The sequence below is a fragment of the Nocardia sp. NPDC058480 genome, assembly GCF_042720495.1.
In the GTDB taxonomy this organism is placed as follows: Bacteria; Actinomycetota; Actinomycetes; order Mycobacteriales; family Mycobacteriaceae; genus Nocardia.
In genome coordinates, this window is the sequence record NZ_JBHXMN010000001.1 from 1088894 (window position 1) to 1113745 (window position 24852).

A 24852-nucleotide genomic window follows, 5' to 3' on the forward strand; every position below is an offset into this window, starting at 1 on the left:
CCTTTCATTCAGAGGGAAGCGGAATCCAAGTGACCACGTCGACCAGGCGACCCGGGTGGACCGCGACGATCAACACGGTGGTCCAGGCGGCGATCGGCTCGTCGGCTCGGGCGAGGTAGAGCTCAGTGCCCCCGCGAATCGACACCAGCACCTCACCCAGTGCGCCCGCCTCCCGAATCGGTGACGTGATGGTGCCCGTCATGCCCTGCACGGAATCGGTCATCGCGGGTGAACCTCCCTGTCTCGCACCGGATGCCGTCAGAGTACGGAGCGTCGGCTATAAGCGGGTAGCAAAATTCTTATTGACAGCATTCTGTCAAATATGACACCATACTGTCATGCCGATGAAAACAGTTCACGTAGCCGTCTACGACACCCTCGCCGACTGGGAGGTCGGTGCCGCCACCGCGCACATCGCCAATGGCGAGTGGCATCGGGAGCCGGGAACGTTCGAGGTCAAAACGGTCGGTCTCACCACCGAGCCGATCACCACGATCGGCCGAATGCGCATCACTCCAGACCTCGCCATCGCTGATATAGACCCCGCCGACAGTGCCATGCTGATCCTGCCCGGCGCCGACCTGTGGGAGGGCGATGACCTGAATGCCTTCGCGCACAAGGCGAGACAGTTTGTCGAGGCGGGCGTTCCGGTCGCGGGAATCTGCGGCGCCACCTTCGGGCTCGCCAAGGAAGGCCTGCTCGACGACTGCGCGCACACCAGCAACGTCGCGGAATATCTCGTCTACAGCGGTTATTCGGGCGCCGACCACTACGTCGACGCCCCTGCCGTCACGGACCGCGATGTGATCACCGCGGATGCCATGTCCCCCTTCGAATTCGCCCGCGAGATCTTCGCCCGCCTCGATCTCTACGAGCCGCATGTTCTCGACGCGTGGTACGCACTGTTCGCGCAGAAGGATCCGGCCGGGTACGCGGTGCTCGCCGGATACGAGGCCACCGAATGAAAGAAGGCGAACAAGAACTGTTCTCCACCGCGGCCATCACCTCGTTTCGCCTCAACGGCCAATTCCTCGCCATCGCTGAGGAATTGGCCGCGTCGGCCGGGCTCACCGCCGCCCGCTGGCAGGTGCTCGGCGCGGTGCTCACCGAACCACTGCCGGTCGCTGGTATCGCCCGCGCGATGGGCATCACTCGCCAGAGTGTGCAGCGCATCGCGGACCTGCTGGTCGGCGACGGTCTCTGTGAATACCGGCCGAACCCGGCGCACCGCCGGGCCAAATTGGTCGTCGCGACAGCGTCCGGCCGTGCGGCGGTGCAGCGCATCGATCCGCACCATGCGAAGATCGCGGATCGCCTCGTCGACGAACTCGGACCCACGGAGTTCGCAGCCACCGTCGCGGCGCTCACGAGACTCTCCGCGGCACTCGACGTGATCGCTGACGACAAAGCGTAGGGCCGCGTCTGTCGTCCGGATTGCCCTAACCGAGATAGGCATCCAGTGCACGGCGGATCACTTCGCCCTCGCCGACGTGGTCGGCTTGCGCACGTCGACTAAGGCGAGTACGCATCCCATCGGCCAGGCGTACCGAGGTGGTCGGCGTGCGGCCACCCCGACCCTCATCCTTGCGCGGTCGACCTCGCTTGAGTGCGGCAGGGTTGACGATCTCGACCGAGAGAACTTCATCGGCGGTCGGCGGATTGACCGCGTAGTCGTCTGCCATCGCTTCGTAGTCAGGCATCGGCTTTCCTTTCTGGGGCGAACGTCAGCGGCGCTGGTGCGCGTAGTTCGGTTCGAACAGGTGACCGATACCGATCTGTGCGACCAAGGACGGGCGCAGCATCATCGCGTGGAAGACGACCGGTATCGGCGGTGCCACATCGGCGATTACTTCAATATGGGGTTCACTGTCTGCAAGCGCACCGATGTGCAGCACCAAAGCAGCATCGTCGCGACGGGCGCGGATGGCTACGCGCAGGATCGGATAGGTCATGATCGCGGTGATCTCGGCAGCGTCGATGCCGTGTTTGGTAGCGCTGGCCAAGATCGTGATCTGCATGATTAATGGTACTACCTTTAATGGATAATGCAATACCATTTATCGGCAGTCTCACCCGCCGATCCTCCATCAGTGGGAGAGATTTGCTGCGAGTAGTTCTTCGAACGGGGTCGTGTCGGCATAGGGATCGGTCGGGCGGCTGGCGGTCCTGCCGAGCAGTAGCGCGCTGAATTCGTTTGCCGCGCGGTCTATTCGGTTGTTCAGCGCCTGGTCGGCGCCGTTTGCGCCCCAATCGGTCGAGGCCGCGTAGACCGCGGTGGGGACGACGATCGAGTGCAGGTAGGCGAACAGTGGGCGCACCGCGTGCTCGAGCGCCAGGGAATGACGCTCGGTGCCGCCGGTCGCGCCGGCCAGCACCGGCATCCCGGCGAGCGAATCCGGTTCCAGCACATCGAAGAAGGTCTTGAACAGGCCGCTGTAGGAGGCGCTGAAGATCGGCGTCACGGCGATCAGGCCGTCGGCGGTGACGACCTTGTCGATCGCCGCTCGCAGGGCCGGCGCCGGGAACCCGGTGAGCAGGTTGTCGGCGAGATCGCGAGCGTGATCGCGCAGGTCGACGAAGTCCACTTCGACCTCGGAGCCCTTCGCACGCAGCTCACGTGCTGCCGCGGCGGCCAATCGATCGGCCAGCAAACGTGTCGACGAAGGCTGCGAAAGCCCTGCCGACACCACGGCGATACGGGTTGTCATGAGATCACCTCCGTTGTGTGCGGGCCGCCGAGTGCGCGGCGCGGTGTGGATATCACGCACTGACCTCCGCCATGGTCTTGGCGGCGAGCAGCGAGTCGTGCGTCGGCGCGTCCGGGACGTGCGCCGGGCGTCCGGCCGCGAACTCCTTGCGCAACACCGGGATTACCTCCTCGCCGAGCAGGTCGAGCTGCTCGAGCACCGTCTTCAACGGGAGTCCGGCGTGGTCGACCAGAAACAGCTGGCGCTGGTAGTCGCCGAAGTGCTCGCGGAAGGTGAGCGTCTTCTCGATCACCTGCTCCGGGCTACCCACGGTGAGCGGGGTCTGCTCGGTGAAATCCTCGAGCGACGGGCCGTGCCCGTAGACGGGCGCGTTGTCGAAGTAGGGGCGGAACTCACGAACCGCGTCCTGAGAGTTCTTGCGCAGGAACACTTGTCCACCGAGGCCGACGATGGCTTGGTCGGCGCTGCCGTGGCCGTAGTGCTCGTAGCGGCGGCGGTACAGATCGATGAGCCGCTTGAAATGGTCGGTGGGCCAGAAGATGTGGTTGGCGAAGAAGCCGTCACCGTAGTACGCGGCCTGCTCGGCGATCTCCGGGCTGCGGATCGACCCGTGCCAGACAAACGGCGGCACATCGTCGAGCGGACGCGGCGTGGAGGTGAACGACTGCAGCGGCGTGCGGAACTTGCCTTCCCAGTTCACCACGTCTTCACGCCACAGCCGATGCAGCAGAGCGTAGTTCTCGACGGCCAGGGGGATGCCGTCGCGGATGTCCTTGCCGAACCACGGATAGACCGGGCCGGTGTTGCCGCGGCCGAGCATCAGGTCGACTCGGCCGTCGGCCAGGTGCTGCAGCATCGCGAAGTCCTCGGCGATCTTGACCGGGTCATTCGTGGTGATCAGCGTGGTCGAAGTGGACAGCATGATGTTGTCGGTGCGGCCCGCGATGTAGCCGAGCATCGTGGTCGGCGAGGACGGTACGAAGGGCCGATTGTGGTGCTCGCCCATCGCGAACACATCCAGACCCACCTCTTCGGCCTTCTGCGCGATCGCGACCATCGCCTTGATCCGCTCGGCCTCGGTGGGGGTGCGGCCGGTGGTGGGATCGGTGGTCACATCGCCGACGCTGAAGATTCCGAACTGCACGGGCCCTCCTTTGGTTGCCATGGCAACTATAACCAGGGAGGGCGGGAACCTATTCCGGTGAGACGCGGCTCACATGGCTACTCGGCGAAAGGGCGGCGGGTCCGGCCGATCAGGTCGGCCACCGAGTCCACCACCATCGTGGGCCGGAACGGGTAGGCCTCCACCGAGGACTTCGTCGAGATACCCGAGGTCACCAGCACCGTGCGCAGGCCCGCCTCGAGGCCCGCGATCACGTCGGTGTCCATCCGGTCGCCGATCATCACCGTCGATTGGGAATGCGCGCCGATCCGGCGCAGCGCCGAGCGCATCATCAGCGGATTCGGCTTGCCGACGTAGTACGGCTCCTTACCGGTGGCCCTGGTGATGAGGGCCGCGACCGAACCCGTGGCGGGCAGGACACCGTCGCGGGAGGGGCCGGTGGCGTCGGGGTTGGTGGCGATGAACTTGGCGCCGCGATCGACCAGGCGGATCGCGGTGGTGATGGCCTCGAAGGAATAGGTGCGGGTCTCGCCGAGCACCACGTAGTCGGGATCGCTATCGGTGAGCACGTAGCCGATCTCGTGCAGCGCGGTGGTGAGGCCGGATTCGCCGACCACATACGCGGTGCCGTTGGGGCGCTGGTCGTCGAGGAAGGTCGCCGTGGCCAGCGCCGAGGTCCAGATCGACTCCTCGGGGATGTCGAGGCCGGTGTGGCGCAGGCGGGCCTGCAGGTCGCGGGGGGTGCGGATCGAGTTATTGGTGAGCACGAGGAACGGGATCTCGTTGGCGCGCAGATCGGCGAGGAACTCGTCGGCGCCGGGGATCAGCTGATCCTCGTGCACCAGCACGCCGTCCATGTCGGTCAGGTACGACAAGATCTGCTCATCCTTGGTGGTCACCAGTTAATTGTCCGCTAAAACCTGGCGTGGTGGGAGACGAAACAGCGCTCGTGTTCAGCTGCAATCTGGTCGAACAGCCGCAAGCAGCAGCACTATCGCGGCCTGATCGCTGGCATGGATCGAAACATGTCATACCGCTATGGCATGGTGGTCGGTGTTGGTGAGCGACACCGAAACTCAGAGGGAGGGGGTTGATCGCTGATGGCTAGGTTCGACATCCCCGACGGATGGACGATGCAGGCCTACCGATTCGCGCTCGACCCCACCCCACGACAACAACCGGTACTCCGATCACATTGCGGTGCATCCAGGTTCGCGTTCAACCACATGCTCACCTTGGTCAAAGCGGTGATCGACCAACGCTCCGCTGAACGCAGCTACGGGATCTCCGAGACCGAACTGACCCCGTCGATCGGCTGGTCACTACCCGGACTCCGCAAAATATGGAACCAGCGTAAACACGAGCACGCGCCGTGGTGGGCGGAGAACTCGAAAGAGGCCTACAACACCGGACTCGATGGCCTCGCCCGGTCGCTCGATAACTGGACTGCCTCCCGAACCGGTCTGCGAGCCGGTAAACCGGTCGGGTTCCCGAGATTAAAAACCGCGGCCCGGTCACGGCGGTCCGTTCGATTCACCACGGGGACGATCCGGGTCGAGCCCGACCGCCATCACATCGTCCTTCCACGGGTCGGGCGGCTCAAAACACATGAGTCGACCCGCAAACTCGCCCGCCGGGTCGAGGCGGGAACCGCGCGCATCCTCTCCGCCACCCTCGCCCAGGATTCGCGTCGCCGCTGGTACGTCTCATTCCAAACCCTCGTCACGGCCAAAGCCCGTCCCGGGCATGCCCGCCGGTCACCGCACCCGGTGGTCGGGGTCGACGTCGGGGTCAAAGCCGACGCGCTGCTGGTGATCGCGGCCCCTGACGGTTGCGAGGTCGCCCGTGTTCGAGCGCCGAAACCCTCAACTGCCATGCAGGCGCGGCTGCGGGTATTGCAACGGCGGGCGGCGCGTCAGCAGGGCCCCTATGATCCGGTTACGAAAACCCGGCGGAGGCCATCGAAGCGGTGGCAGGCCACCACGGCACGGATCGCCCGTATCCACGGGCGGGCCGCCGCAGTCCGCCGCGACGTTCTCCACAAGATCACCACTGAACTGGCCCAGCAGTACCAGGTGATCACCGTGGAAACTCTGAACGCGGCCGGGATGCGGTCCGCGGGCGGTGCCCGGAAGAAGGGGTTGAACCGGGCGCTCGCTGACGCGGCCCTCGCTCAGGTCCGGCAGATGTTGGCCTATAAAACTCGCTGGTACGGGTCGATCCTGGTGGAAGCTGACCGGTGGTTTCCGAGTTCGAAGACGTGTTCGGGGTGTGGTGGGCGAAAGCCAAGCCTGACCCTCGCCGACCGCGTCTATAGCTGTGAGTCATGTGGTCTGTCGATTGATCGTGATCGTAATGCCGCGATCAACCTCGCCCGACTCGGCGAGACCCGCCTGTCCAGGGTGGGTGAACAGGGTTGCGCCGGCAGTGGGTCGGTGCCAGGACGTGGAGCCATCCGCAAGTCCGAGCCCGCGCGAGCGGGCGAGGCAGGAGGCCGTGAAACGTCTACCCCGTACAAGCTATGGTTGGCTTCGGCGGGGACCGCTTCACCGCAAGGTGAGGCTGCCTGATGGAGCAGACTAAAGGTTGCTCATGAGAAGGCAACGGTCAACGGACGACAGGAGTGGCTGGAATGGTTGAGCTCAAGCTCGGGTACAAGGCATCGGCAGAGCAGTTCGGGCCGCGAGAGCTGGTCGAACTAGGCGTCGCCGCCGAGCAGCACGGTCTCGACAGTGCGACCGTCAGCGACCACTTCCAGCCGTGGCGCCACGACGGCGGCCACGCGCCGTTCTCGCTGGCCTGGCTGGCGGCCGTCGGCGAACGCACCGATCGCATCCAGCTCGGCACCTCCGTGCTCACCCCCACCTTCCGCTACAACCCGGCCGTGATCGCGCAGGCCTTCGCCACCATGGGCTGCCTGTACCCGGGCCGGGTGATGCTCGGTGTCGGCACCGGTGAGGCGCTCAACGAGATCGCCACCGGCTACAAAGGCGAATGGCCCGACTTCAAGGAACGTTTCGCTCGACTGCGCGAAGCGGTGAACTTGATGCGCGACCTGTGGACTGGCGAGCGCACCGATTTCGAGGGCGAGTACTACCACACCGTCGGCGCCTCCATCTACGACGTCCCCAAGGGCGGAATCCCCGTCTACATCGCCGCGGGCGGCCCGGTGGTCGCAAGGTACGCCGGCCGCGCGGGCGACGGTTTCATCTGCACCTCGGGCAAGGGCATGGACCTCTACACCGAGAAGCTGCTGCCCGCCGTCACCGAGGGCGCCGCGAAGGTCGACCGCAACGTCGCCGACATCGACAAAATGATCGAGATCAAGATCTCCTACGACACCGATCCCGAACTCGCACTACAGAACACCCGCTTCTGGGCCCCACTCTCCCTGACTCCCGAACAGAAGCACGACATCACCGACCCCATCGAAATGGAAAAGGCCGCCGACGCCCTCCCCATCGAACAGGTAGCCAAGCGCTGGATCGTCGCCAGCGACCCTGACGAAGCCGTCGCCCAAATCAAGCCCTACCTCGACGCAGGTCTCAACCACCTGGTCTTCCACGCCCCCGGGCACGACCAACTCCGTTTCCTCGACTTGTTCAAGCACGACCTGGCACCCCGCCTCCGCGCGCTGGGCTGAGATCGCGAGTGACCTGAGCAGGATCGGCCCCGGTCTGCCGCATGCTTCGGCATGCGGCGCGGGGACCGTAGACAATAGTAGATAATTTTCGGCTAGACTGAGTTCGTGAAGTCGATCAGTGTCGGCGAACTCCGCCAGAATCCGTCCGCCATGGTCGCCGATGTCGAGTCGGGCGAGGTCTATGAGTTGACGCGCCACAACCATCGGGTCGGCTACATCGTCCCCGCGGTCTCGTCCACCCAGATCATCAGGCGCGCGGTCGATGGTGGGGCGAGCACGAGCACCATCGCCCGGCATGAACTCCGCAGCGCTGCGTCTATCGACGAACTCCTCGAGTCCGAGAAGGGCGAGTGGTGAGGGCCTATTACCTCGACACCTCAGTAGCCATGCGGATCATGCTGGGACATTCCATCGAAGCCGCGCGATGGTTCGACAATGCCACCGCGGACAAAGAGTGCCGGATTGTCTCTTCACGACTGTTGCGCACCGAGATCACTCGCGTCCTTCGCAGAGAAGGCCTACCCGTACTCGACCGAGGTCAGATCATCGACCACATCGACGTCATTCCGATCGATCACGCTGTTCTGAACGAAGCCGAAGCGATCATCTCGCACATCCGAACACTCGATGCGATTCACCTGGCGTCTGCGCTGCGCAGCGGCTTGGAAGATCTGACGGTGGTAACCCACGACAAGAACATGGCCACTGTCGCAGGACAACTCGGATTCGCGGTCTTCGACCCGGTCCAGTAGATGATCTACGAGTCCGACGTCGACCTGCCGAGCTAGGAACCTTCGACAGGTCGACTCGGGACATTCGAACGACGCTAGCTCAACGCGTGGTCAAGGTCGCCAAGGAGATCTTCGAAGTCTTCCAAACCAACCGAGGGCGAACTACGCCGTCGAACAAGGGCCAATGGACCGTCACCTCCGATTCATCCGTTAGCAGTCCACGGTACCCAGGAAGCCAACTCCGATTCGCGTGACGGCGAGCCGTCCCACGGCTGCTTGTAGAACTCGTTGGCGATAACCCCGGCGTAATCTTTCGAACTATTCTTGGGCGTCAAATTTGAAACGTACAGCTCGGAAACAGGAGAATTATAGGGCATCTTCTTAACCACGTGCGCAACTTCGGTCGCCGCTGGCCGCAGATCGTCGAGCTTGCCTTGAGAATTGACCACTGACAGATAGACATTAACACCCAGCATGCCAGTTTTATCGTTTCTATTGATACTCACATTGTATACACAATAGCCCGAAGGTAGCGCGTCGGAATCATCTATCGCCTTCCTGGTCTCTTGTTCGAACTCTTTCGATTCCAGCTTTGCCGTCGCGACTTCACACTTTTCGGAGCCACCGTCCGTGGACGTGCAACCGGTCGCAACTATCGATGTCACAGCAACGGAAACAGCCAACCAAATTGCCGTTCGAAACGTATTAGACATTAATCTTCGCCATCCAATTCCCAGCCATCATCTTTATCATTATACTCACGCGTATTCGGAGTGGGCCACACAGAATTCCCGTGCGCGTCAACAGACAATCCGCTCGGACTTCTAATCATATTCTGAAGCTCATTAGACGCTATCCAAACCTTCGTTTGAACCTCAGCGAAGTTGGTAATTAATTCCACGACCAACTCGACAGCGGCAGTAATTGCCGCATTTGCGGTCGGCAAAGCGAATGGAACCGCAGCACCCGCTGTTGAGGCCGACTCTGCAGCGAACTCCACCGCCGCCGAAATGACCGTCGCGAGCTTGTCAATCAATGCTTTATAGAGAACGCGTCCCTCCTCAGCGATTGTCAACAGCTCATCATGAACACTCTCGCAGAGAGTTACAATCGCGGTCATCGCGGCCGCCTGATACCCCCTCGATTCCTTGAAAGATTTGTACGCACTTCCGTCCCAGTTGCCTTCCAGATTGAATTCCTCCGAGTTTTGCCTCGCGTAAACGGCCCCGACTGGGCTACCTACCTGCTGCCATTTCGATGCATAGTCAACAAACAGCCACGGGGCGAACATCCCCTCGACTGCTTCCTTGATCTTCTCGATCAGCTTCTTCAGCTGCTCTTGGACCTCGTCTCGGGTGTCGGTCAGAGCCCAGTATGTCGCCATGCTTACCCAACGAACTCGATCAAAGCCTTCATTGATCTCGGCAGGCATCTCGTCGAGTCGCTCTACACTTTTCGAAAACTCCTCACGAAGTGTGGTCAGGGATTCTTGCGTCAATTCCGGAAATGGGCTCATTATATCGAGAAATCCATATCTCCAGCGAGACGGTTTGTCGCCTGGACCTGTTCAGCCTGCTGTTCGCCGAAGCTGATCACTGCCGCGTGCAAGGCGTTGCCAATCTGTTCGGCGACCGGTTCCGATTCCCTAAGCCTGTCCTGAATATATGTGGCCGCTTTGCTGTAAGAACTCCACGCGCCAATAAACAATGGACCAAACTGCACAGCCGTGTACTTCAAAGCATCGATCGACCCAGCCGCAGATTTCAGGCCTGGAGATACTTCAGATAACCAGACCTTAGATACTTTCTCAAGCTCGTCGAGTTCGACCTTAAGATTCTTCGTCATCCAATACTCCCCATGAGTAGCTTTTCGTGACGGACCACTCTAGCAATCAAGGCTTGATCGGTTTCGCTATCCAGATCGGCGCTGTGCTCCAATTTGGGCGCTCCCGCTCGCGCACGATTACAGCAATTTATAATATCGATTGCAATATGATCCGGATCGGTCAGATATCCCCAATCAGGATCAATATTGACCGATATCAGTTTGGCAGAGGTTGCCGTAACAGTCAATCCCACGATTCCACTGCTATTCCGACCAGGCCCATGAAATGTGCGCGCCGTCGGCTGGAATATTGCAGAGTAAATTTCTTGAAACTCCGCCGATGTATTTGTTCGCAAAAGAATTGGTGCGGCGAGCCTCAGCGTCGGCGGTCGACTCAGAACCCTACTCGGATCCGCTACTTGAGAGGCCTTCTCGAATACGGCGTGCATATAAGCATCCATAATCGATTTCCCATAATCCGATGGTTCGAAGAGGTTCTTCCATTGGCGCCCAATCTTGATCTGCGTGGGAAGCCGGTCCATGTTCAGTTGCACGTTAACTAGTGCAGACTTCTGGAATGGATTTTCAACCCTAGGTTCAGAGTTGGCACTCACTTCGTTGTCCGCAGGCGACGTAGACGCCCTGCCCATCCCCCGTCCATCTAGATTCGCCTGGTTATCCAGATGCGAGGGAGCCGACCGGGCGACGGGTTGTTCTTCCCAATATTCATCGTCGGGGTCGTCATAATGATTGAACCACCCTTGTGTCACAGTCGGTTTCCCCGCTTATTCATATTTCCGGCTTCTCTCACACTCAAGCTGCCTCCTTTGGTCACGATTCTTGATATGAAACGGTCAACTGTCTCGGTGTTCAATCCGCCGTCTCAGCTCGTTATCAATCAACTTGGTCATTTGTTCGGCTAGATGCGAACAGTCCCCTGGCTCAATCTCTATTCGCTCACTATTTCTGCGTTGGAGGTATCGGCCGTCGTCCGCATAGTCCAGCCATTCGATGATGTGGATGGGCGCGGATTGATGGTGGTGGTCACCAGCACGGACGGCTGCCGATCCTGAACCAGTTAATGGCCGACTAATGAACCGCTGATATCGCTCGTGAGGAGAGCTACGGGCAACGTCGGTGAAGTAGGTGCCGAAGTCGGGCTCAAGATCCCGCGTGTAGAATTCCTTGGCTGATTGTCGGCCAGGAGAACAATTCGGGATGCAATTCGCGATCCCGTTGCCGAGGTTTTCGGGTCGCCCTCGTCGGACCCAGATCGGACCCTCGACGCCATTTACTGCGGTTTGGGCCGCGATGACCGCGGAGCCGCGGCTTCGCACACCTAGGATTCGGTAGGTGCGGGTGGTGGGGCCATCGGCGCCTGTCTCGCCTGATGCTTCGATGCGCAAGTCAGCAGTAGCAAGAGTGTGCAGGACAAGTTCGATCGCATTCGACTCCTCTTTCGAGTACCCCGTACGAACGGACCGGCCGTGTGCGTCGAACTCCTCGCGATAGCGGAAGCGACTGGCGAAGTGCAGGGGGCGGGGGAAGCGGTCGCGACCGTCATTGAACCAGAGTCCAGCGAAATCGTCTGGTTCCCAGAACCATTCAGACATCGGATGATCTGTCTCGTGGTGGGTTCGCGGACGGATACTGACTGCCGAGGACCCCGCCTTCGACTACGAAACCACGGTCGCCGATGAGCTCATCCGCGTTGGCCTCGTTGATCAAGTAGTCAGGAATAGCGTGCTCTGCCTGGTCGTCTTTTCCGCGCCCGGCACCAGCGCCCATCATGCCTGGCATGCCAGACATCCCGCGAGTGCCAGCCGCAGCACCTGCAGCAGCACCACCAGCGGATACCGTGGCTGCCAGCGCCCCTGCCTGCGGGGACCCTGGAATTGCCTGTCCAGGGGCACCTGCGCTGGGAGCGACGCTGCCGCCTGGTCCGGTCCCCGTTCCTGGACTACCGCTGGAACCTGGGGTTCCGCCAACCCCTGGGGAGCTGGGGGTGGCCGAAGCTGGTGTGGTCGGCGTGGTGGACGGCGAGGTCGACGTTTGGTCGGTACCCGATGAGGAGTCGGATGTGTCCTCATCGTCAGTGGACCCCGGGATCCGACGTAGACGGATCCTCGGCGGCGGAGTCCTCGGCAGGTGTTTCTGGTGTTGCTGCCGGGTCGTCAGGAGCATCGGTCGATGGCTGCGTGCCGGTGGAGTCAGTGTTCGGCTTGCCTCCACCGTTGTCCGTGGTGATGCCAACCGGCTTGTCACCCGGGTCATTCTGTTGCTGGGTGGGATTGGTCGGCCGCGGTAAGATCGGGATCGCGCCGTCGGTGCCGGCGAAGGGCATCACGTACTTGTTGTCCATCACCTCACGCGCTTGGTTCTCGGCTTCCTCACGCTGACCTCGAACAACCGCCTTGTTCCAAGGCATGCTGTCCAGAAAGCCTGGGTCCACTTCACCGGGAAGCGCCGATTTCGTGTTCACTGCGGATGTTGCTGCGGCGGCGACTTGCTCACTCATCGAAGTGAAGGCAGGCGTGAGTTTGTCTGCGTCGGTGGTGTATTGGCGAATCGCGTTGATCGAGGCATCCGCTGAACTGCCTTCCCAGGCCGACGCGATCGAGACCTCCATCCGCTGCCGAAACTGTTCGAGTGCTTGCGTCCATTGGGTGCCGGACTCACGGTATTTCGCTGCCGCGCCGTTGGCTGGCTCGGTGGCGATCCGTTCGAACGCGCTCAGGATGTCCTGATGCTTCCAGTTGGGTGGATATTCCGTGGTGGGTGGGATCTGTTTGCCCTCGGTGCCGGTCATTTCGCGCCTGCCTGTGCGAGTGCGGCGGCTTCAGCGTTGAAGCGGGTGGCCCACTCCTCGTCAGCGGCCATGAACCGGTCACGGATCAATTGGTGCAAGGTGCGGATGTCCTCGACGATGACGTAGTGCTCTTCGAGTACGTCGTAGAAGGAGTCGTCGCTGCCACGGGCCTTGTTGCGGAAGCGGTGCGCCATAACGCGGGCAGAGGATAAGCCGGACTCTGCGTTGTCACCGAAACCCCAGGTGCTGATATTGGAAATATCGGTCATGGTCTGCTGGATCTGCCGAATCACGGTTTCGAATTCGGTGCACTCACGATCGAGGCGAGCGAACTCCTCGGGTTCCATGCGCAGATTCAAGGCGCCGCTCCGCGCTTCCTCGATCAGACCTGTAAACGGACTCTTGGTTTCCCCGGACACCACTTTCCCTCCCCGTTCCGTATGATGTTGTGGCTCAGAGACTGTCCGGAATCGACGGCGCGATCTTCTCGGTCAGTGAGCGTGCGATCTCGCACGAGTCCAGGTGGCCGGTATCTCGACCTGACGGCGGATTTACCACGTTGATCTCCATGCTCCCGCCACGCACTGCGACGTTGACGTCGCATACGTCCTTGGTGCTGCGGCCAGCGTCCTGGCGCCAAGCGATCGCCTCACGGCCTCCGACGGTGAACTCGTTCGACTCCGGGAGCTTGCGGTCTCGCACCATCGCAACGGTGAGGTTCGTCATCCGCACGCTCATCGCGTATCCGCCACCGCCGACGTATACCCAGTCGCAGCCCTTCCAGACGACGCCCCCCGGCGCCTCGGTGAGGTCTGACTTCTTCGAGCCCAGCTTTTCGTCGGTGATTACTTGCGTTGGGATATCGGCGCAAGGATCGAAGCCGGTCGGCACGTCTTTGGCGAGTTCACGCCCGTTGACCGACAGGGCGCTTGTCGGAGCAGAACCGCCGTCCGTAGACTCGCCTTCGCATCCGAGCAGCGCGGCAGCGACCGCGACCAAAACGGGGGCAACCATCACATATTTGGGCCTGACCAGGCGATTCATGCGTCCCCTCCCGTGCACGACAGGGGAAGACTAAGCCCCCCCCCCCCGAAGTTTCGTCAAGCCGCACCGTCTCCATCGTGGCCATATCGACCGCGGGACATCGCCGAACTCACCATCGAGGATTTCGAGTCGCCGAGCCTCTTTCAGCACTCACCGACGCTGACCTCAGGTGGTGTCGCCACTGCCGCAGGGTTGGTGATTGATCTGCCGCTGCCTCGACACGAGGAATCTCAGTACAACACGCCGGTTGATCTGACTATCACGAAGATAAACACACATTATCTGCGGTTTTTCTGCCGTTTATCCGTAGCATCGGGTGATGTTCGAGCCGAGGTTCACGATCAGCCCCGCGACGGCGACAGCGCTGATGGCCATCGAGGCCGATCGGCAGGTGATCATGGAACTGCCGATCAATGTCGATGTTCTCGCAGGGCTTCGCGAGACCGCACGACTCGCGGCCACCCACTACTCCACGCAGATCGAGGCAACCGGCTTACCCTGCCGCAGGTTGCCGAAGCGCTGGCAGGCAACCACTTTCCGGGGCGTGAACGCGATGAGGCGGAGGTGCGCAACTACTACCGCGCGCTCGAGCGCATCGAAGCTGCGGCCACCACGCCCGGCCCAATCGCAGAGGCGGACTTACAGCGTGTCCATGGGCTTGTCATGTACGGGAAATGCACCCCAACTCCATACCGCCCCGGCCAGAACGTAATTCGCGAAGGGGCGTCCGGAGGTGTCGTATATATGCCGCCCGAGGCATCTGATGTACCGGACTTGATGGCGGGTCTGTTCGACTGGATCAACACTCAGATAGACACGCGGAAACTGCCTGCCCCCTGATCGCTGCGCTCACTCACTACCAATACGCCACAATCCACCCGTACTACGACGGCAACGGCCGGACAGCGCGTCTGCTCACGACGCTGGTGCTGCACCGCGCGGGCTATGGGCTCAAGAGCATCTATTCGCTGGACGAGCACTATGCCCGCAATCTGTCCGACTACTACGCCGCATTGACGGTCGGACCTTCACACAACTACTACCTCGGCCATGCCGAAGCAGACCTCACCAGCTTCCTCGACTTCTTCTGCGAAAGCATGGCGGCGGCACTGGGATCGGTGCGTGCCCGCGCGGCCGACGTCGCCCAGAACCCCCGAAACGCGACACGTCGACGATGCCGCCACGCTCCGCACACTCGATCCTCGACTACGTCGGCTACTCGAACTCTTCCGAATCAGCGTAGTAGTCACCACATCCGACATCGCCACGCACCTGGGAATCAGTGTGCGCACCGCGAACACGTTGGTGCGCAAGTGGATCGCGGACGACTTCCTCGAAATCGACGACCCTTCCCGAAAGAGTCGGACCTACCGTCTCGCCCCGCGCTATGAGCGGATGGTCAGTCCGTAGACTTCCGCCACCAGACCTCCCGCCTCTTCCGCTGCACCCGTGGTTGATCTGCCGCTATCGACAGGATCACGCGCGGCACAAACCGGGGTTGGTGGTCACGGTTTGGCGTAGTCTGGCGTCATGTCGCCACCGCGCAATGACGCCCCGCGGCTGGTGACGGCCGAGGAATTTCTAGACGGGCCCGCAGATGCGTTCGGCGAGATCCATGACGGTGTGATGGTCGAATGTATGGCGCAGGGTCCCGTGCACGATCGCGTGGTGCATCGGCTCCGATCGGCGCTGGAGTACGGCATCGACCCGAACGGGCCATGCCGCGAAGTACACGGTGACACACCGATGCGGCTCGCCGATAGCGACAATACTGACCCAGCACGTCGGCTGCGCGCACGATATCCGGACCTGATCCTGCGGGACTGTTCCGACGGCCCTTACGACGCGCAACACGTCGCCGACCAAGCACTGATCGTTGTCGAGGTGACGTCGGAGGGCACGATCGACAACGACATCGGTATCAAGCGTGAGCTCTATGCTCGCGCGGGTATTCCGGTGTACCTGATCGTCCATTTCGACAAGGACTGGCAGCACATCGCCATGATCGAGGAGCTGCGTCTCGACTGGTCAGGACGACGGTATGTCGGCTGGACCAAGCACACCGATGCCCTGGTTCTGACCGAGCCGGTCAGAGTAGCCATCATGTTCGAGGATCTTCAGAGTCCGCTGCCGCGTCGTCCGTGAGTCCGCTCAAAACAGCAGGCCTAGAACCCATTCGAAGAATTTGGCGATCAGACGGAGGAGTGGGCAGCCAAGGGTCATCCCGCCGGAGGTGGCTCGTTTTCGACAGGCTGACCTTTGGCACAGCCTGCGGCTAGCTCAGCGCGTGATCGAGGTCGCCGAGGAGATCTTGGAGGTCTTCCAGGCCGACCGAGATGCGTACTACCCCGTCGGACAAGCCGATTGAGGCTCGACCCTCAGGGCCCATGGCTCGGTGGGTGGTGGTGGCGGGGTGGGTGATCATCGTTTTGGCATCGCCGAGGTTGTTGGAGATGTCGATGATGCGGAGGCGGTTGAGGACCTCGAAGGCTTGTTTCTTGCCGTCTTCGCCGTTGAGGGCGAAGGTGACGACAGTGCCGCCGCCGGACATCTGTTCCTTGGCCAGTGCGTGTTGTGGATGTGATTCCAGGAAGGGGTATTTCACCCAGTCGACCGAACTCTTGGTCTCCAGGAATTCGGCCACTCGCAGGGCCGACTCGGTGGCGTGGCGCACGCGCAACGGCATGGTTTCCAGACCCTTGAGCAAGGTCCATGCGTTGAAGGGGCTCAGGGCTGGGCCGGTGTGGCGCATCAGGGTTTTGACGGGGCCGTCAATGTAATCCTGGGCGCCGAGGATGGCGCCGCCGAGAACGCGGCCCTGGCCGTCGATGTGTTTGGTGCCGGAGTAGACGACCACGTCGGCGCCGAGTTCGAAGCCGCGCTGGAGCAAAGGAGTGGCGAAGACGTTGTCCAGCACCACCTTCGCGCCCGCGGCGTGGGCGAGCTCGGTGACCTTGCGGACATCGACGAGGGTCTGCATCGGGTTGGCGGGGGTCTCGAAGAAGACGGCCTGGGTGGGAACGGAGAGGGCCTGCTCCCACTGTTCGAGGTCGTCACCGTCGACGAAAACGGTTTCGATGCCCCAGCGCGGGAGGATCTCGTTGCAGACCACGAAACAGGAACCGAACAGGCTGCGGGCGGCGACGAGTCGGTCGCCTGCCTTCAGCAAGGCACCGAGCGCGGTGAACACCGCCGACATGCCGGACGCGGTCGCGAAGGCCGCCTCGGCGCCGTCGAGCAGCCGGATGCGCTCCTCGAACATCGCCACGGTCGGGTTGCCGAAGCGGGAGTAGACGAAGTGCTCGACGTCGCCGGTGAACGCGGCTTCGGCGGCTTCGGCGCTCTCGTAGACGAAACCCGAGGTCAGGTACAGCGCCTCGGACGTCTCGTCGAAGCCGGAACGGCGCAGACCGCCACGCACGCCGAGCGTGGCGGGACCGACGCCCTCGGGCAGTGGCTTGTCGAAAGAACCACCGGTGATCATGCTTTTCTCCTTATGCCTGACGCCACGGCAGGCCGACCGCGCGCCAACCGGTGCTGCCGCGCTGACCGAACGCGTCGGGACCACCTTCGAAACCGTCGAGCACGTTGTAGGACGGTGCCACGCCCGCCGCCGTCGCCAGGTTCGCCGCGTGCGCGGAACGCTGACCCGAGCGACACAGGAACACCACCGGTGCGTCATCGGGGCGACCGGCGAGCGCCTGCTCGAGCTGCACGCCGAACGCCGGGTTGCGCGTGCCGGTGCCGTCGACCCACTCGATGAAGTGGGCCGGGCGTTCGATCGAGCTGGTGTCGGGAATGCCGATGTGTGCCCACTCGCCTTCGGTGCGCACGTCGACCAGCACGGCGCCGGGGTGCTCGGTGAGCAGCTCCCACGCCTTCTCAGGGGTGATGTCGCCGGCGTAAGTCATGTCGATCCTCCTGCGTGAATCCGCTCTTGCCGTGCCGGAAATCCCCGAACACACGGCCAGGTCGTCACCCGGAGCACCCCACCGCGGAGGAGGGTTGCCGACCAGCGAGCCGGGGCTTGACGCTGGCACTCATGACCTTGCGATCTGAGATTGCCTCGGCACCGGTCATCGTGTCAAACGATTCAGAAGCTGCACACCAGCCACGCGCTGTCGACGCGGGCGAGTTTCCATGTGTTGGTCGACGGATTGCCGTTGACCACGAGGGCGGCGTCGATTTTGGCGCGATCGCCGTTGACGGTCGCGTTCTGGAAGCCCTTACCGTCGATCGTGACAGTGGATTTCGGGCCACCGAGCTGTTCGGTGAGGCCGGATTTCTCCTCGTCGAAGCCGGGGCAGGCCACACCGGTCGGCGGACGGAGGTCGCTGCGCGAGCGTGCGTCGATATAGTTGGTGACGGCGGCCGCGAGACGGTCGGCCTCTGTGACATTTTTCTCAGCGGGTGAGAGCAGTCCGCCCGCCACGATGCCGATGAGCACGATGATCGCGATCACCGCGGCCGCGACGAACGGGACGATGGAACGCTTGTCGGTCTGATCCACCACTACGGGCTGGTCATCCGAGCCTGTTTGCTCCTCGTTCATGCTCTAATCCTGACAGACCCGCGCGGGCAGCCACACCGCGCGCCGGGTGCCCGCGTCGCCGCAGCTAGAATCGCCTTGATTGCGTCGGCTGCCGCGTGGGATGGCAGCTGCCAGTAAGCCGGTATACCGACTTAGCCTAAGCTAAGTTGACGCCGTCAAATCAGTTCTCGACCAAAGGGTGCGCGTAGATATGACCGAACAGAGTGCAGCGACTCGCCCACTTCGCATTGCGATCGTGGGTGCGGGACCGGCCGGTATCTACGCCGCCGACGCCTTGATGAAGTCCGATGCCGACGTGAGCATCGACCTCTACGAGCGCATGCCCGCGCCCTTCGGCCTGATCCGCTACGGCGTCGCCCCCGACCACCCGCGGATCAAGGGCATCATCACCGCCCTGCACAAGGTCCTCGACAAAGACCAGGTCCGACTGCTCGGCAACATCGACTACGGCACCGACATCACCCTCGACGACCTGCGCCAGTTCTACGACGCGGTCATCTTCTCCACCGGCGCCAACGCCGACCGTGCCCTGGCCATCCCGGGTATCGACCTCGACGGTTCCTACGGTGCCGCCGACTTCGTGTCCTGGTACGACGGCCACCCCGACGTCCCGCGCGCTTGGCCCCTCGAGGCCGAGAAGGTCGCCGTCCTCGGTGTCGGCAACGTCGCCCTCGACGTCGCCCGCGTGCTCGCCAAGACCGGTGACGAACTGCTCCCGACCGAGATCCCGCCGAACGTCTACGAAGGCCTCAAGGGCAACAAGGCCCTCGAGGTCCACGTCTTCGGTCGTCGCGGCCCCGCCCAGGCCAAGTTCACCCCCCTCGAACTGCGCGAACTCGATCACTCGCCGACGATCGAGGTCATCGTCAACCCCGAAGATATCGACTACGACGAAGGCTCCGAAGCCGCCCGCCGCAACTCCAAGCAGGTCGACATGGTCGCCAACACCCTGGAGCAGTGGGCCATCCGCGACCACGGTGACCGCCCGCACAAGCTGTTCCTGCACTTCTTCGAGTCCCCTTCGGAGGTACTCGGCGAAGACGGCAAGGTCACCGGCCTGCGCACCGAGCGCACCCAGCTCGACGGCACCGGCAACGTCAAGGGCACCGGCAACTACACCGACTGGGACATCCAGGCCATCTACCGCGCCGTGGGTTACCTCTCGCAGAACGTCACCCAGCTGCCGTTCGACGATCAGGCAGGCACCGTGCCCAACGAGGCCGGTCGCGTGATCTCCGACGACTCAGCCGTTGGCGACGCCCGGTTCATGCCCGCCACCTACGTGACCGGCTGGATCAAGCGCGGCCCGGTCGGCCTGATCGGCCACACCAAGGGCGACGCCAACGAGACCATCGCCTGCCTGCTCGACGACGCCAAGGCCTTCGCTCCCGCGCCCAAGCCCGAGCTCGATGCCGTCACCGAGTTCCTCGAGGGCAAGGGCATCCCGTTCACCACCTGGGCAGGCTGGTACCGCCTCGACGCCCACGAGCGCGCCCTCGGCGAGCCCGAAGGCCGTGAGCGCGTGAAGGTCGTCGAACGCGAGGACATGCTGCGCGCGTCCGAGCCGAACAAGGCCTGACACCGCCGCGGCCACACGGCACGCAACCCCGCACGACCCGACCTCGAGGAGGGTCCGCCGCGAAGCGGCGGTTCGCGGCCGTCCCGCTGTTGCGGACTCGAAAGCGCTACGCCGAAGGCGTTAGTCTCGAGTCCGCAACAGCGGGACCGGCGGGGCCGCGAACTCGAGCGTGCCAGCGCTCCAAAGATAAGGCATTCTGTACAAGTGTTCGATGCCCACGTCCACATCATCGATCCGCGGTTTCCGCTGATCGAGAACGAAGGCTATCTACCCGAGCCCTACGTGATCGATGACTATCGAAAGCGCATGGGGCACTTCGATGTCCGCGGCGGTGCTGTCGTCAGCGCGTCTTTTCAAGGCGCCGATCAGACGTATCTGAAGGCAGCACTGTCCGCGCTCGGTCCCGACTGGGTCGGCGTGACCCGGCTGGATCTCGATGCCACCGACGACGAGATCCTCGAGTTGAACAAAGCCGGTGTGCGCGCACTGCGGTTCAATCTCAAGCGCGCTGCCGCCGACATCACCGAGATGACGTTGCAGGCGTTGCGCGCGCACGAGCTGGCGGGCTGGCACGTCGAGCTCTACATCGACGGTCAGATGCTGGCCTCGCTGCAACCGGTGATCTCGAAGCTGCCCGCGCTCTCGATCGACCATCTCGGCATGTCCGAGGAGGGTTTGCCGTACCTGCTCGATCTGGTGGACCGCGGCGCCAGAGTGAAGGCGACCGGGTTCGGGCGGGTCGAGATGGATGTGGCCGAGACGCTGCGGCGCATCCATGCGGTCAATCCGAGTGCGCTGATGTTCGGCAGCGATCTGCCCGGCACGCGCGCCGGTAGGCCGTTCGAGGAGCGCGATGTGGACCTGATCCGCCAGGTGGTCGGCGCGGATATGCACGCGGTACTCGAGGACAACGCCCGCGAGTTCTACCGCCTGCCCGCCGTGCGCCGCGACCAGGTGCCGCCCCCGCGCGTCGAGAACCCGACGATCCCGATCCCCCGCAACCTGCTGCCCGGCGCGGACGAGCACACCCGCCCGCTGCCGGTTATCGAATAGCCGGTTCTCGGCCGCCTCGATCTGGACTGACCAAAGGGTGCGACGAAGGGGTGCCCGGCGGGAGGGAAGATCGAGGGAACAGGCCGAGAACCTGCGGCACCAGCCGCCAAATACTCAGCTCAATAGCGCGCCGGTGAGCCACACGCCGGAGGCGATCAGCGCGCCGAACAGCTCGACCAGCATCGACAGGCCGACGCCCTTGAGTGCGTGCAGCGTTGCGGGCCAAGCCAAGTCGTTGGTCTTCAAGCGGTACAGCTCGGCCAGGTACACCCCGAGCACGAAGCCGATGAACAGGCCGACGATCGGGATCACGAAGAAGCCGACGATGCCGAGCACCGCGCCGGCCAGCAGCGCACGGTTCGACACCCCGGCTTCGCGCATCCGCCTGCCCGGCCAGGTGTACTTCACGACGCCGGAGAGCACCAGCGCGACAGTCGCGATCGCCAGCACTGTCCAGGCCGTCGCACCGCCGGTCATGAACGCCCACACCGCGATTGCCGCGAAAATGAGGATCACCCCCGGCAGAATTGGTACGATCACGCCGACGATGCCGACCAGAATGACGAGGCCGACTCCGACCTCACCCCACACGCTCACTACCGGTCCTCCCGTTGCCGCGCCGAGTCGCGCTCGTGCGAATTCTCGCCCATGCTCTACCCGAGCCGCCACCCCAGCGCTATTGTCGAGGTGTCAATACCGTTCGACGAACTGAGGTCACCGCGTGAGCACGGAGTCCACCGCCAAGCAGGGGCCCCTTGCGGGCATCAAGGTCATCGAGTTGGCAGGCATCGGGCCAGGCCCGCACGCCGCGCTGCTGCTGGCCGACCTCGGCGCCGACGTGGTGCGCGTGCAGCGCCCGAACCAGCTACCCGGCTTCATGGAACGCCCACAGTGGCGCGGGCGAACGATCGTCGAGGCGAATCTGAAGGACCCCGCCGACGTCGCCAAGATCCTCGACCTGGTCGAGAAGGCCGACGTGCTGCTCGAGGGCTTCCGCCCCGGCGTCACCGAGCGCATGGGCCTCGGACCCGACGACGCGCTGGCCCGCAACCCGCGCCTGGTGTACGGCCGGATGACCGGCTGGGGCCAGCACGGCCCGCTCGCCGACCGCGCGGGACACGACATCAACTACATCTCGCTGACCGGCGTGCTCAATGCCATCGGGCGTAAGGGAGAGCGGCCGGTGCCGCCGCTGAACATGGTCGGCGACTTCGGTGGCGGCTCGATGTTCCTGGTGTTCGGCGTGCTCGCCGCGCTGGTGGAGCGGCAGAGTTCCGGCAAGGGCCAGGTGATCGACGCCGCGATGATCGATGGCGCGCTCGCCCTTTCACACATGATCTGGGGTATGCGCGGGGTCGGTCTGTGGTCCGACGAGCGCGGCACCAACCTGCTCGATACCGGCATGGCCTTCTACGACACCTACGAGACCTCCGACGGCAAGTACATGGCCGTCGGCGCGATCGAGCCGCAGTTCTACGCCGAGTTGCTGGCGGGGCTGGAGATCGATCCGGAAGGTCTGCCGATGCAGATCGACCCGAACGGTCAGGAGCAGCTGCGCAAGCTGTTCACCGACAAGTTCCTGACCAAGACCCGCGACGAGTGGGCCGCGATCTTCGACGGCACCGACGCCTGCACCACGCCCGTGCTGACCTTCACCGAGGCCACCGAGAACCCGCATATCGTGGCCCGTACCGGCCTGATCGACATCGACGGTGTGGTCCAGCACGCGCCGGCGCCGCGGTTCTCGCGCACGCCGGGCGGCACGCCCACTCCCCCGCCGACCGTCGCGACACCGATCGAAACGGTCTGGGCTGACTGATTTACCGGCCTGTCGTCGGTAAAGTTCTCCGTTATCGACGACAGGCCGAGGATCCGAACCGTCAGAACACCACCGAAGGTGCTCGCCGCCCTCATCGCGGCCACCACCTTCGGCACCGCGGTGCTGTGCTTCATCCTGGCCGAAGGATTGTTCGACACCCGCCAAGGTCATATCGCCGAAACCCATTGCCACAGTGAGGCACCGGCGCCGGTGATGGTGAGCGTGCTCAACGGGCTCGCGACCGGGCTGCTGCTGGCCGCGGCGATCTCGCTGCTGTGCTTGCTGGTGCTGCTGTTCCGCTATCCGTCCGAACGCAGCGCCGTCGCGGTGCCGTTGACCGCGCTGGGGTTGGTGGCATCGGTGCTGTTCATGTTCGGGGCAGGGTACGAAACCGTCCGCCCCGCACCGGTTTCCACCGGGCCCAACCCGTGCGCGTTCAGTAACAGGTGAGCGGTTGGAGTGGGTCGGCGGCGCGCGGGGTGAGGGCGTCGTAGGCGGCGGCGATGGATTTCACGGCGATGCGCAGGTCGGCCTCGGGGTGGGTGTAGGGCAGCCGGACGAAACGTTCGAAGGCGCCCTGAACACCGAAACGTGGTCCAGCGGCGAGTAATACACCGTGATTGGGGGCGGTGGCGGCGAGTGCGGTGGAGACGGGGCTCGGCAGCTGGGCCCACACCGACATGCCGCCCGCGCCGACCGCGATGTGCCAGCCAGGCAGGTCTTCGGCGACGGCGTCGAGCAGGGCGGTGCGCTGGGTGCGTAGCTGTTCGCGCCGGCGCTCGAGGATGGGTTCGGCGTTTTCGAGCAGGTGGACGGTGGCGAGCTGATCCATCACCGGGGTGCCGAGGTCGACAGTGGAGCGGATACCGAGCAGCTTGGCGATCAGGGGCGCATTGGTGCGGATCCAGCCCACGCGCAGGCCACCCCAGAACGACTTCGACGCCGAACCGATCGTGACGATCTCGGAGCCCTTCGCGAACGCGGCGACCGGCGGGGGCATCGTCGAGTCCGACAAACTCAGTTCGCTCATCGACTCGTCCACGACGACGGTCATCCTGGTGTCGCGGGCGATAGCGGCCAGTTCGGCGCGGCCTTCGGCATCGAGCAACAGGCCGGTGGGGTTGTTGAAGTCGGGAACCAGGTAGGCCAGGGTGGCCGCGGTTTGCCTCGCCGTGCTGCGCAAGCCTTCGAGATCCCAACCGGCGTCGGGGAATTCGGGTCGCAGCGGGACGGGGATGGGGCGGGCGCCGACGTCGCGAATGGCTTCGATGGCGTTCGGGTAGGAGGGGTGCTCGATCAGGACTCGCGCGCCGGGTGAGGCGAGCACGTTGAGGAGCAGCCGAAGTCCGTGTTGCGCACCGAGAGTCACCAGGATCTGTTCCGGCTCCGTAGGCAGACCACGGGCGGTGTAGCGGCGGGCCAGCGCTTCGCGCAGCGCGAGGATGCCGACCGGGTCCATGCCGTGAGTGCCGAGGTAGGACGGAATCCCTTGCAGCGCGACGGAATACGCGTCGTGCAGTTCGGGGGAGGCAGGCATCGCGGCGTAGGTCATGTCGATGGTCGGCAGTTCCGGCTGCGCCATCAGGGCCATGATGCCGCGGCTCGGCTTGGCACCGTCATGCTGGATCGCGGGCGGCAGCGCGACGGTGCTGCGCGAGCCCTGGCGGCTGATCAGGTAGCCGTGTTCACGCAGCAGCGAATACGTGGAGGTGATGGTGGTACGGCTGACACCGAGGGTGCCCGCCAGGTCGCGCTCGCTGGGCAGCGCGACGCCGAGTGGGGCGCGACCGTCGTGGATCAGCAGGCGGATGGCCTCGGCCAGTGCCAGGTAGGCGGGGCGGTGCGGGCGGCGCTCGGAATCGCCATCGGTTTCGGGGTCACGCCACCGGCCGAGGTCACGAGCCAGGCCCGCTGCGCCGATCACTCTTGTCGCCATAAAGTCCAGTATTCCCTAAGTGGATATTTCT

The 24852-nt window shown here is 63.5% G+C and carries 30 protein-coding genes, 1 pseudogene and 1 riboswitch; of the genes and pseudogenes, 12 read left to right on the forward strand and 19 right to left on the reverse strand.

What is annotated here, in order from left to right:
• Window positions 1–4: 4 nt before the first annotated feature.
• Entirely contained in the window at window positions 5–223 is a 219-nt protein-coding gene (locus ACFWO8_RS05050) for a hypothetical protein (protein ID WP_378942514.1), read from the reverse strand.
• Between the two features lie 121 nt (window positions 224–344).
• On the opposite strand from ACFWO8_RS05050, the gene ACFWO8_RS05055 reads away from it, so the two are divergent.
• Window positions 345–965 carry a DJ-1/PfpI family protein gene (locus ACFWO8_RS05055; RefSeq protein WP_378942518.1) on the forward strand — a complete coding sequence of 207 codons (621 nt, stop codon included), beginning with the start codon at window positions 345–347 and terminating at the stop codon, window positions 963–965.
• Window positions 962–1414 carry a MarR family winged helix-turn-helix transcriptional regulator gene (locus tag ACFWO8_RS05060; RefSeq protein WP_378942526.1) on the forward strand — a complete coding sequence of 151 codons (453 nt, stop codon included), beginning with the start codon at window positions 962–964 and terminating at the stop codon, window positions 1412–1414. The genes ACFWO8_RS05055 and ACFWO8_RS05060 overlap by 4 nt, the downstream gene beginning before the upstream one ends.
• A 25-nt stretch (window positions 1415–1439) precedes the next feature.
• On the opposite strand, the gene ACFWO8_RS05065 is transcribed toward ACFWO8_RS05060, so the two are convergent.
• From ACFWO8_RS05065 to ACFWO8_RS05085, 5 genes are all read right to left on the reverse strand, one after another.
• Window positions 1440–1700 carry a hypothetical protein gene (locus ACFWO8_RS05065; RefSeq protein WP_378942531.1) on the reverse strand — a complete coding sequence of 87 codons (261 nt, stop codon included), beginning with the start codon at window positions 1698–1700 and terminating at the stop codon, window positions 1440–1442.
• A 24-nt stretch (window positions 1701–1724) separates the two neighbouring features.
• Complete coding sequence (locus ACFWO8_RS05070) at window positions 1725–2057, reverse strand: hypothetical protein (protein WP_378942534.1); 333 nt, start codon at window positions 2055–2057, stop codon at window positions 1725–1727.
• Window positions 2058–2087: 30 nt separating this feature from the next.
• On the reverse strand, window positions 2088–2708 hold the full coding sequence (locus tag ACFWO8_RS05075) for an FMN reductase (RefSeq protein ID WP_378942540.1): 621 nt from the start codon (window positions 2706–2708) through the stop codon (window positions 2088–2090).
• A 52-nt stretch (window positions 2709–2760) separates the two neighbouring features.
• A complete protein-coding gene (locus ACFWO8_RS05080) occupies window positions 2761–3852 on the reverse strand; it encodes an LLM class flavin-dependent oxidoreductase (RefSeq protein ID WP_378942547.1) in 1092 nt (363 codons plus the stop codon).
• A gap of 77 nt (window positions 3853–3929) precedes the next feature.
• The gene (locus ACFWO8_RS05085; protein ID WP_378943232.1) at window positions 3930–4688 is read right to left on the reverse strand and encodes an HAD-IIA family hydrolase; all 759 of its coding nucleotides are present in this window, start codon (window positions 4686–4688) and stop codon (window positions 3930–3932) included.
• A gap of 243 nt (window positions 4689–4931) precedes the next feature.
• On the opposite strand from ACFWO8_RS05085, the gene tnpB reads away from it, so the two are divergent.
• The 4 genes and pseudogenes from tnpB (at window position 4932) to ACFWO8_RS05105 (ending at window position 8226) form a co-directional block, all read left to right on the forward strand.
• Window positions 4932–6401, forward strand: coding sequence for an IS607 family element RNA-guided endonuclease TnpB (gene tnpB / locus ACFWO8_RS05090; RefSeq protein WP_378942553.1), 1470 nt, complete (start codon window positions 4932–4934; stop codon window positions 6399–6401).
• Window positions 6402–6463: 62 nt separating this feature from the next.
• Window positions 6464–7474 carry a glucose-6-phosphate dehydrogenase (coenzyme-F420) gene (fgd, locus tag ACFWO8_RS05095; RefSeq protein ID WP_378942561.1) on the forward strand — a complete coding sequence of 337 codons (1011 nt, stop codon included), beginning with the start codon at window positions 6464–6466 and terminating at the stop codon, window positions 7472–7474.
• A gap of 105 nt (window positions 7475–7579) precedes the next feature.
• Window positions 7580–7729, forward strand: a pseudogene (locus ACFWO8_RS05100) (type II toxin-antitoxin system Phd/YefM family antitoxin); the annotation flags it as partial.
• Between the two features lie 98 nt (window positions 7730–7827).
• Window positions 7828–8226 carry a type II toxin-antitoxin system VapC family toxin gene (locus ACFWO8_RS05105; protein WP_378942566.1) on the forward strand — a complete coding sequence of 133 codons (399 nt, stop codon included), beginning with the start codon at window positions 7828–7830 and terminating at the stop codon, window positions 8224–8226.
• 182 nt (window positions 8227–8408) lie between these two features.
• On the opposite strand, the gene ACFWO8_RS05110 is transcribed toward ACFWO8_RS05105, so the two are convergent.
• The 8 genes from ACFWO8_RS05110 to ACFWO8_RS05145 all read right to left on the reverse strand — a co-directional run bounded on the left by ACFWO8_RS05110 (window position 8409) and on the right by ACFWO8_RS05145 (window position 13882).
• A complete protein-coding gene (locus ACFWO8_RS05110; protein WP_378942570.1) occupies window positions 8409–8711 on the reverse strand; it encodes a hypothetical protein in 303 nt (100 codons plus the stop codon).
• A 206-nt stretch (window positions 8712–8917) separates the two neighbouring features.
• Window positions 8918–9721 (reverse strand): hypothetical protein, encoded by an 804-nt coding sequence (locus ACFWO8_RS05115; RefSeq protein WP_378942574.1) that lies wholly within the window; start codon window positions 9719–9721, stop codon window positions 8918–8920.
• Window positions 9721–10050 (reverse strand): hypothetical protein, encoded by a 330-nt coding sequence (locus ACFWO8_RS05120; protein ID WP_378942578.1) that lies wholly within the window; start codon window positions 10048–10050, stop codon window positions 9721–9723. Before ACFWO8_RS05120 ends, ACFWO8_RS05115 begins: the two co-directional genes overlap by 1 nt.
• Window positions 10047–10799 (reverse strand): hypothetical protein, encoded by a 753-nt coding sequence (locus ACFWO8_RS05125; RefSeq protein ID WP_378942581.1) that lies wholly within the window; start codon window positions 10797–10799, stop codon window positions 10047–10049. The genes ACFWO8_RS05120 and ACFWO8_RS05125 overlap by 4 nt, the downstream gene beginning before the upstream one ends.
• Before the next feature lie 84 nt (window positions 10800–10883).
• Window positions 10884–11642, reverse strand: coding sequence for an ESX secretion-associated protein EspG (locus ACFWO8_RS05130; protein ID WP_378942586.1), 759 nt, complete (start codon window positions 11640–11642; stop codon window positions 10884–10886).
• Between the two features lie 479 nt (window positions 11643–12121).
• Entirely contained in the window at window positions 12122–12838 is a 717-nt protein-coding gene (locus ACFWO8_RS05135) for a WXG100 family type VII secretion target (RefSeq protein ID WP_378942596.1), read from the reverse strand.
• The gene (locus tag ACFWO8_RS05140) at window positions 12835–13185 is read right to left on the reverse strand and encodes a hypothetical protein (RefSeq protein WP_378942600.1); all 351 of its coding nucleotides are present in this window, start codon (window positions 13183–13185) and stop codon (window positions 12835–12837) included. Before ACFWO8_RS05140 ends, ACFWO8_RS05135 begins: the two co-directional genes overlap by 4 nt.
• A 106-nt stretch (window positions 13186–13291) precedes the next feature.
• Window positions 13292–13882: a DUF3558 domain-containing protein gene (locus ACFWO8_RS05145; protein ID WP_378942603.1), complete on the reverse strand. Its 591-nt coding sequence runs from the start codon at window positions 13880–13882 to the stop codon at window positions 13292–13294.
• An 839-nt stretch (window positions 13883–14721) separates the two neighbouring features.
• On the opposite strand from ACFWO8_RS05145, the gene ACFWO8_RS05150 reads away from it, so the two are divergent.
• Together ACFWO8_RS05150 and ACFWO8_RS05155 are read left to right on the forward strand one after the other, a co-directional pair.
• Complete coding sequence (locus tag ACFWO8_RS05150; RefSeq protein ID WP_378943236.1) at window positions 14722–15273, forward strand: Fic family protein; 552 nt, start codon at window positions 14722–14724, stop codon at window positions 15271–15273.
• Window positions 15274–15412: 139 nt separating this feature from the next.
• A complete protein-coding gene (locus tag ACFWO8_RS05155) occupies window positions 15413–16027 on the forward strand; it encodes a Uma2 family endonuclease (RefSeq protein WP_378942608.1) in 615 nt (204 codons plus the stop codon).
• Between the two features lie 130 nt (window positions 16028–16157).
• Here the strand turns inward: ACFWO8_RS05155 and ACFWO8_RS05160 are convergent, their stop codons facing one another.
• The 3 genes from ACFWO8_RS05160 to ACFWO8_RS05170 form a co-directional block, all read right to left on the reverse strand.
• On the reverse strand, window positions 16158–17366 hold the full coding sequence (locus ACFWO8_RS05160) for an O-succinylhomoserine sulfhydrylase (protein ID WP_378942613.1): 1209 nt from the start codon (window positions 17364–17366) through the stop codon (window positions 16158–16160).
• Between the two features lie 10 nt (window positions 17367–17376).
• Entirely contained in the window at window positions 17377–17793 is a 417-nt protein-coding gene (locus tag ACFWO8_RS05165; RefSeq protein WP_378942620.1) for a rhodanese-like domain-containing protein, read from the reverse strand.
• 17 nt (window positions 17794–17810) lie between these two features.
• Window positions 17811–17930, reverse strand: a riboswitch (SAM riboswitch).
• A 45-nt stretch (window positions 17931–17975) separates the two neighbouring features.
• Window positions 17976–18434: a hypothetical protein gene (locus tag ACFWO8_RS05170; protein ID WP_378942623.1), complete on the reverse strand. Its 459-nt coding sequence runs from the start codon at window positions 18432–18434 to the stop codon at window positions 17976–17978.
• Window positions 18435–18624: 190 nt separating this feature from the next.
• Here ACFWO8_RS05170 and ACFWO8_RS05175 point away from each other — a divergent pair, with 190 nt between their 5' ends.
• Both ACFWO8_RS05175 and ACFWO8_RS05180 read left to right on the forward strand, forming a co-directional pair.
• Window positions 18625–20013 (forward strand): FAD-dependent oxidoreductase, encoded by a 1389-nt coding sequence (locus ACFWO8_RS05175; protein ID WP_378942627.1) that lies wholly within the window; start codon window positions 18625–18627, stop codon window positions 20011–20013.
• A gap of 204 nt (window positions 20014–20217) precedes the next feature.
• Window positions 20218–21066 (forward strand): amidohydrolase family protein, encoded by an 849-nt coding sequence (locus ACFWO8_RS05180; protein WP_378942630.1) that lies wholly within the window; start codon window positions 20218–20220, stop codon window positions 21064–21066.
• A 114-nt stretch (window positions 21067–21180) separates the two neighbouring features.
• Here ACFWO8_RS05180 and ACFWO8_RS05185 read toward each other — a convergent pair whose 3' ends face one another.
• Window positions 21181–21663 (reverse strand): DUF456 domain-containing protein, encoded by a 483-nt coding sequence (locus ACFWO8_RS05185; RefSeq protein WP_378942633.1) that lies wholly within the window; start codon window positions 21661–21663, stop codon window positions 21181–21183.
• 124 nt (window positions 21664–21787) lie between these two features.
• Between ACFWO8_RS05185 and ACFWO8_RS05190 the strand changes: the two genes are divergently transcribed.
• Window positions 21788–22885: a CaiB/BaiF CoA transferase family protein gene (locus ACFWO8_RS05190; RefSeq protein ID WP_378942637.1), complete on the forward strand. Its 1098-nt coding sequence runs from the start codon at window positions 21788–21790 to the stop codon at window positions 22883–22885.
• 78 nt (window positions 22886–22963) lie between these two features.
• Window positions 22964–23335, forward strand: a complete 372-nt coding sequence (locus ACFWO8_RS05195) for a hypothetical protein (protein WP_378942641.1) — start codon at window positions 22964–22966, stop codon at window positions 23333–23335.
• On the opposite strand, the gene ACFWO8_RS05200 is transcribed toward ACFWO8_RS05195, so the two are convergent.
• On the reverse strand, window positions 23322–24821 hold the full coding sequence (locus ACFWO8_RS05200; RefSeq protein ID WP_378942648.1) for a PLP-dependent aminotransferase family protein: 1500 nt from the start codon (window positions 24819–24821) through the stop codon (window positions 23322–23324). The two genes, ACFWO8_RS05195 and ACFWO8_RS05200, sit on opposite strands and share 14 nt — an antisense overlap.
• Window positions 24822–24852 lie beyond the last annotated feature (31 nt).

Coding starts and splice junctions, on each gene's coding strand:
- ACFWO8_RS05050 (WP_378942514.1), bottom strand. CDS start 223: ATGACCGATTCCGTGCAGGGCATGACGGGCACCATCACGTCACCGATT.
- ACFWO8_RS05055 (WP_378942518.1), top strand. CDS start 345: ATGAAAACAGTTCACGTAGCCGTCTACGACACCCTCGCCGACTGGGAG.
- ACFWO8_RS05060 (WP_378942526.1), top strand. CDS start 962: ATGAAAGAAGGCGAACAAGAACTGTTCTCCACCGCGGCCATCACCTCG.
- ACFWO8_RS05065 (WP_378942531.1), bottom strand. CDS start 1,700: ATGCCTGACTACGAAGCGATGGCAGACGACTACGCGGTCAATCCGCCG.
- ACFWO8_RS05070 (WP_378942534.1), bottom strand. CDS start 2,057: ATGGTATTGCATTATCCATTAAAGGTAGTACCATTAATCATGCAGATC.
- ACFWO8_RS05075 (WP_378942540.1), bottom strand. CDS start 2,708: ATGACAACCCGTATCGCCGTGGTGTCGGCAGGGCTTTCGCAGCCTTCG.
- ACFWO8_RS05085 (WP_378943232.1), bottom strand. CDS start 4,688: ATGGACGGCGTGCTGGTGCACGAGGATCAGCTGATCCCCGGCGCCGAC.
- tnpB (WP_378942553.1), top strand. CDS start 4,932: ATGGCTAGGTTCGACATCCCCGACGGATGGACGATGCAGGCCTACCGA.
- fgd (WP_378942561.1), top strand. CDS start 6,464: ATGGTTGAGCTCAAGCTCGGGTACAAGGCATCGGCAGAGCAGTTCGGG.
- ACFWO8_RS05115 (WP_378942574.1), bottom strand. CDS start 9,721: ATGAGCCCATTTCCGGAATTGACGCAAGAATCCCTGACCACACTTCGT.
- ACFWO8_RS05120 (WP_378942578.1), bottom strand. CDS start 10,050: ATGACGAAGAATCTTAAGGTCGAACTCGACGAGCTTGAGAAAGTATCT.
- ACFWO8_RS05130 (WP_378942586.1), bottom strand. CDS start 11,642: ATGTCTGAATGGTTCTGGGAACCAGACGATTTCGCTGGACTCTGGTTC.
- ACFWO8_RS05135 (WP_378942596.1), bottom strand. CDS start 12,838: ATGACCGGCACCGAGGGCAAACAGATCCCACCCACCACGGAATATCCA.
- ACFWO8_RS05140 (WP_378942600.1), bottom strand. CDS start 13,185: ATGGAACCCGAGGAGTTCGCTCGCCTCGATCGTGAGTGCACCGAATTC.
- ACFWO8_RS05145 (WP_378942603.1), bottom strand. CDS start 13,882: ATGAATCGCCTGGTCAGGCCCAAATATGTGATGGTTGCCCCCGTTTTG.
- ACFWO8_RS05155 (WP_378942608.1), top strand. CDS start 15,413: ATGTCGCCACCGCGCAATGACGCCCCGCGGCTGGTGACGGCCGAGGAA.
- ACFWO8_RS05160 (WP_378942613.1), bottom strand. CDS start 17,366: ATGATCACCGGTGGTTCTTTCGACAAGCCACTGCCCGAGGGCGTCGGT.
- ACFWO8_RS05165 (WP_378942620.1), bottom strand. CDS start 17,793: ATGACTTACGCCGGCGACATCACCCCTGAGAAGGCGTGGGAGCTGCTC.
- ACFWO8_RS05170 (WP_378942623.1), bottom strand. CDS start 18,434: ATGAACGAGGAGCAAACAGGCTCGGATGACCAGCCCGTAGTGGTGGAT.
- ACFWO8_RS05175 (WP_378942627.1), top strand. CDS start 18,625: ATGACCGAACAGAGTGCAGCGACTCGCCCACTTCGCATTGCGATCGTG.
- ACFWO8_RS05200 (WP_378942648.1), bottom strand. CDS start 24,821: ATGGCGACAAGAGTGATCGGCGCAGCGGGCCTGGCTCGTGACCTCGGC.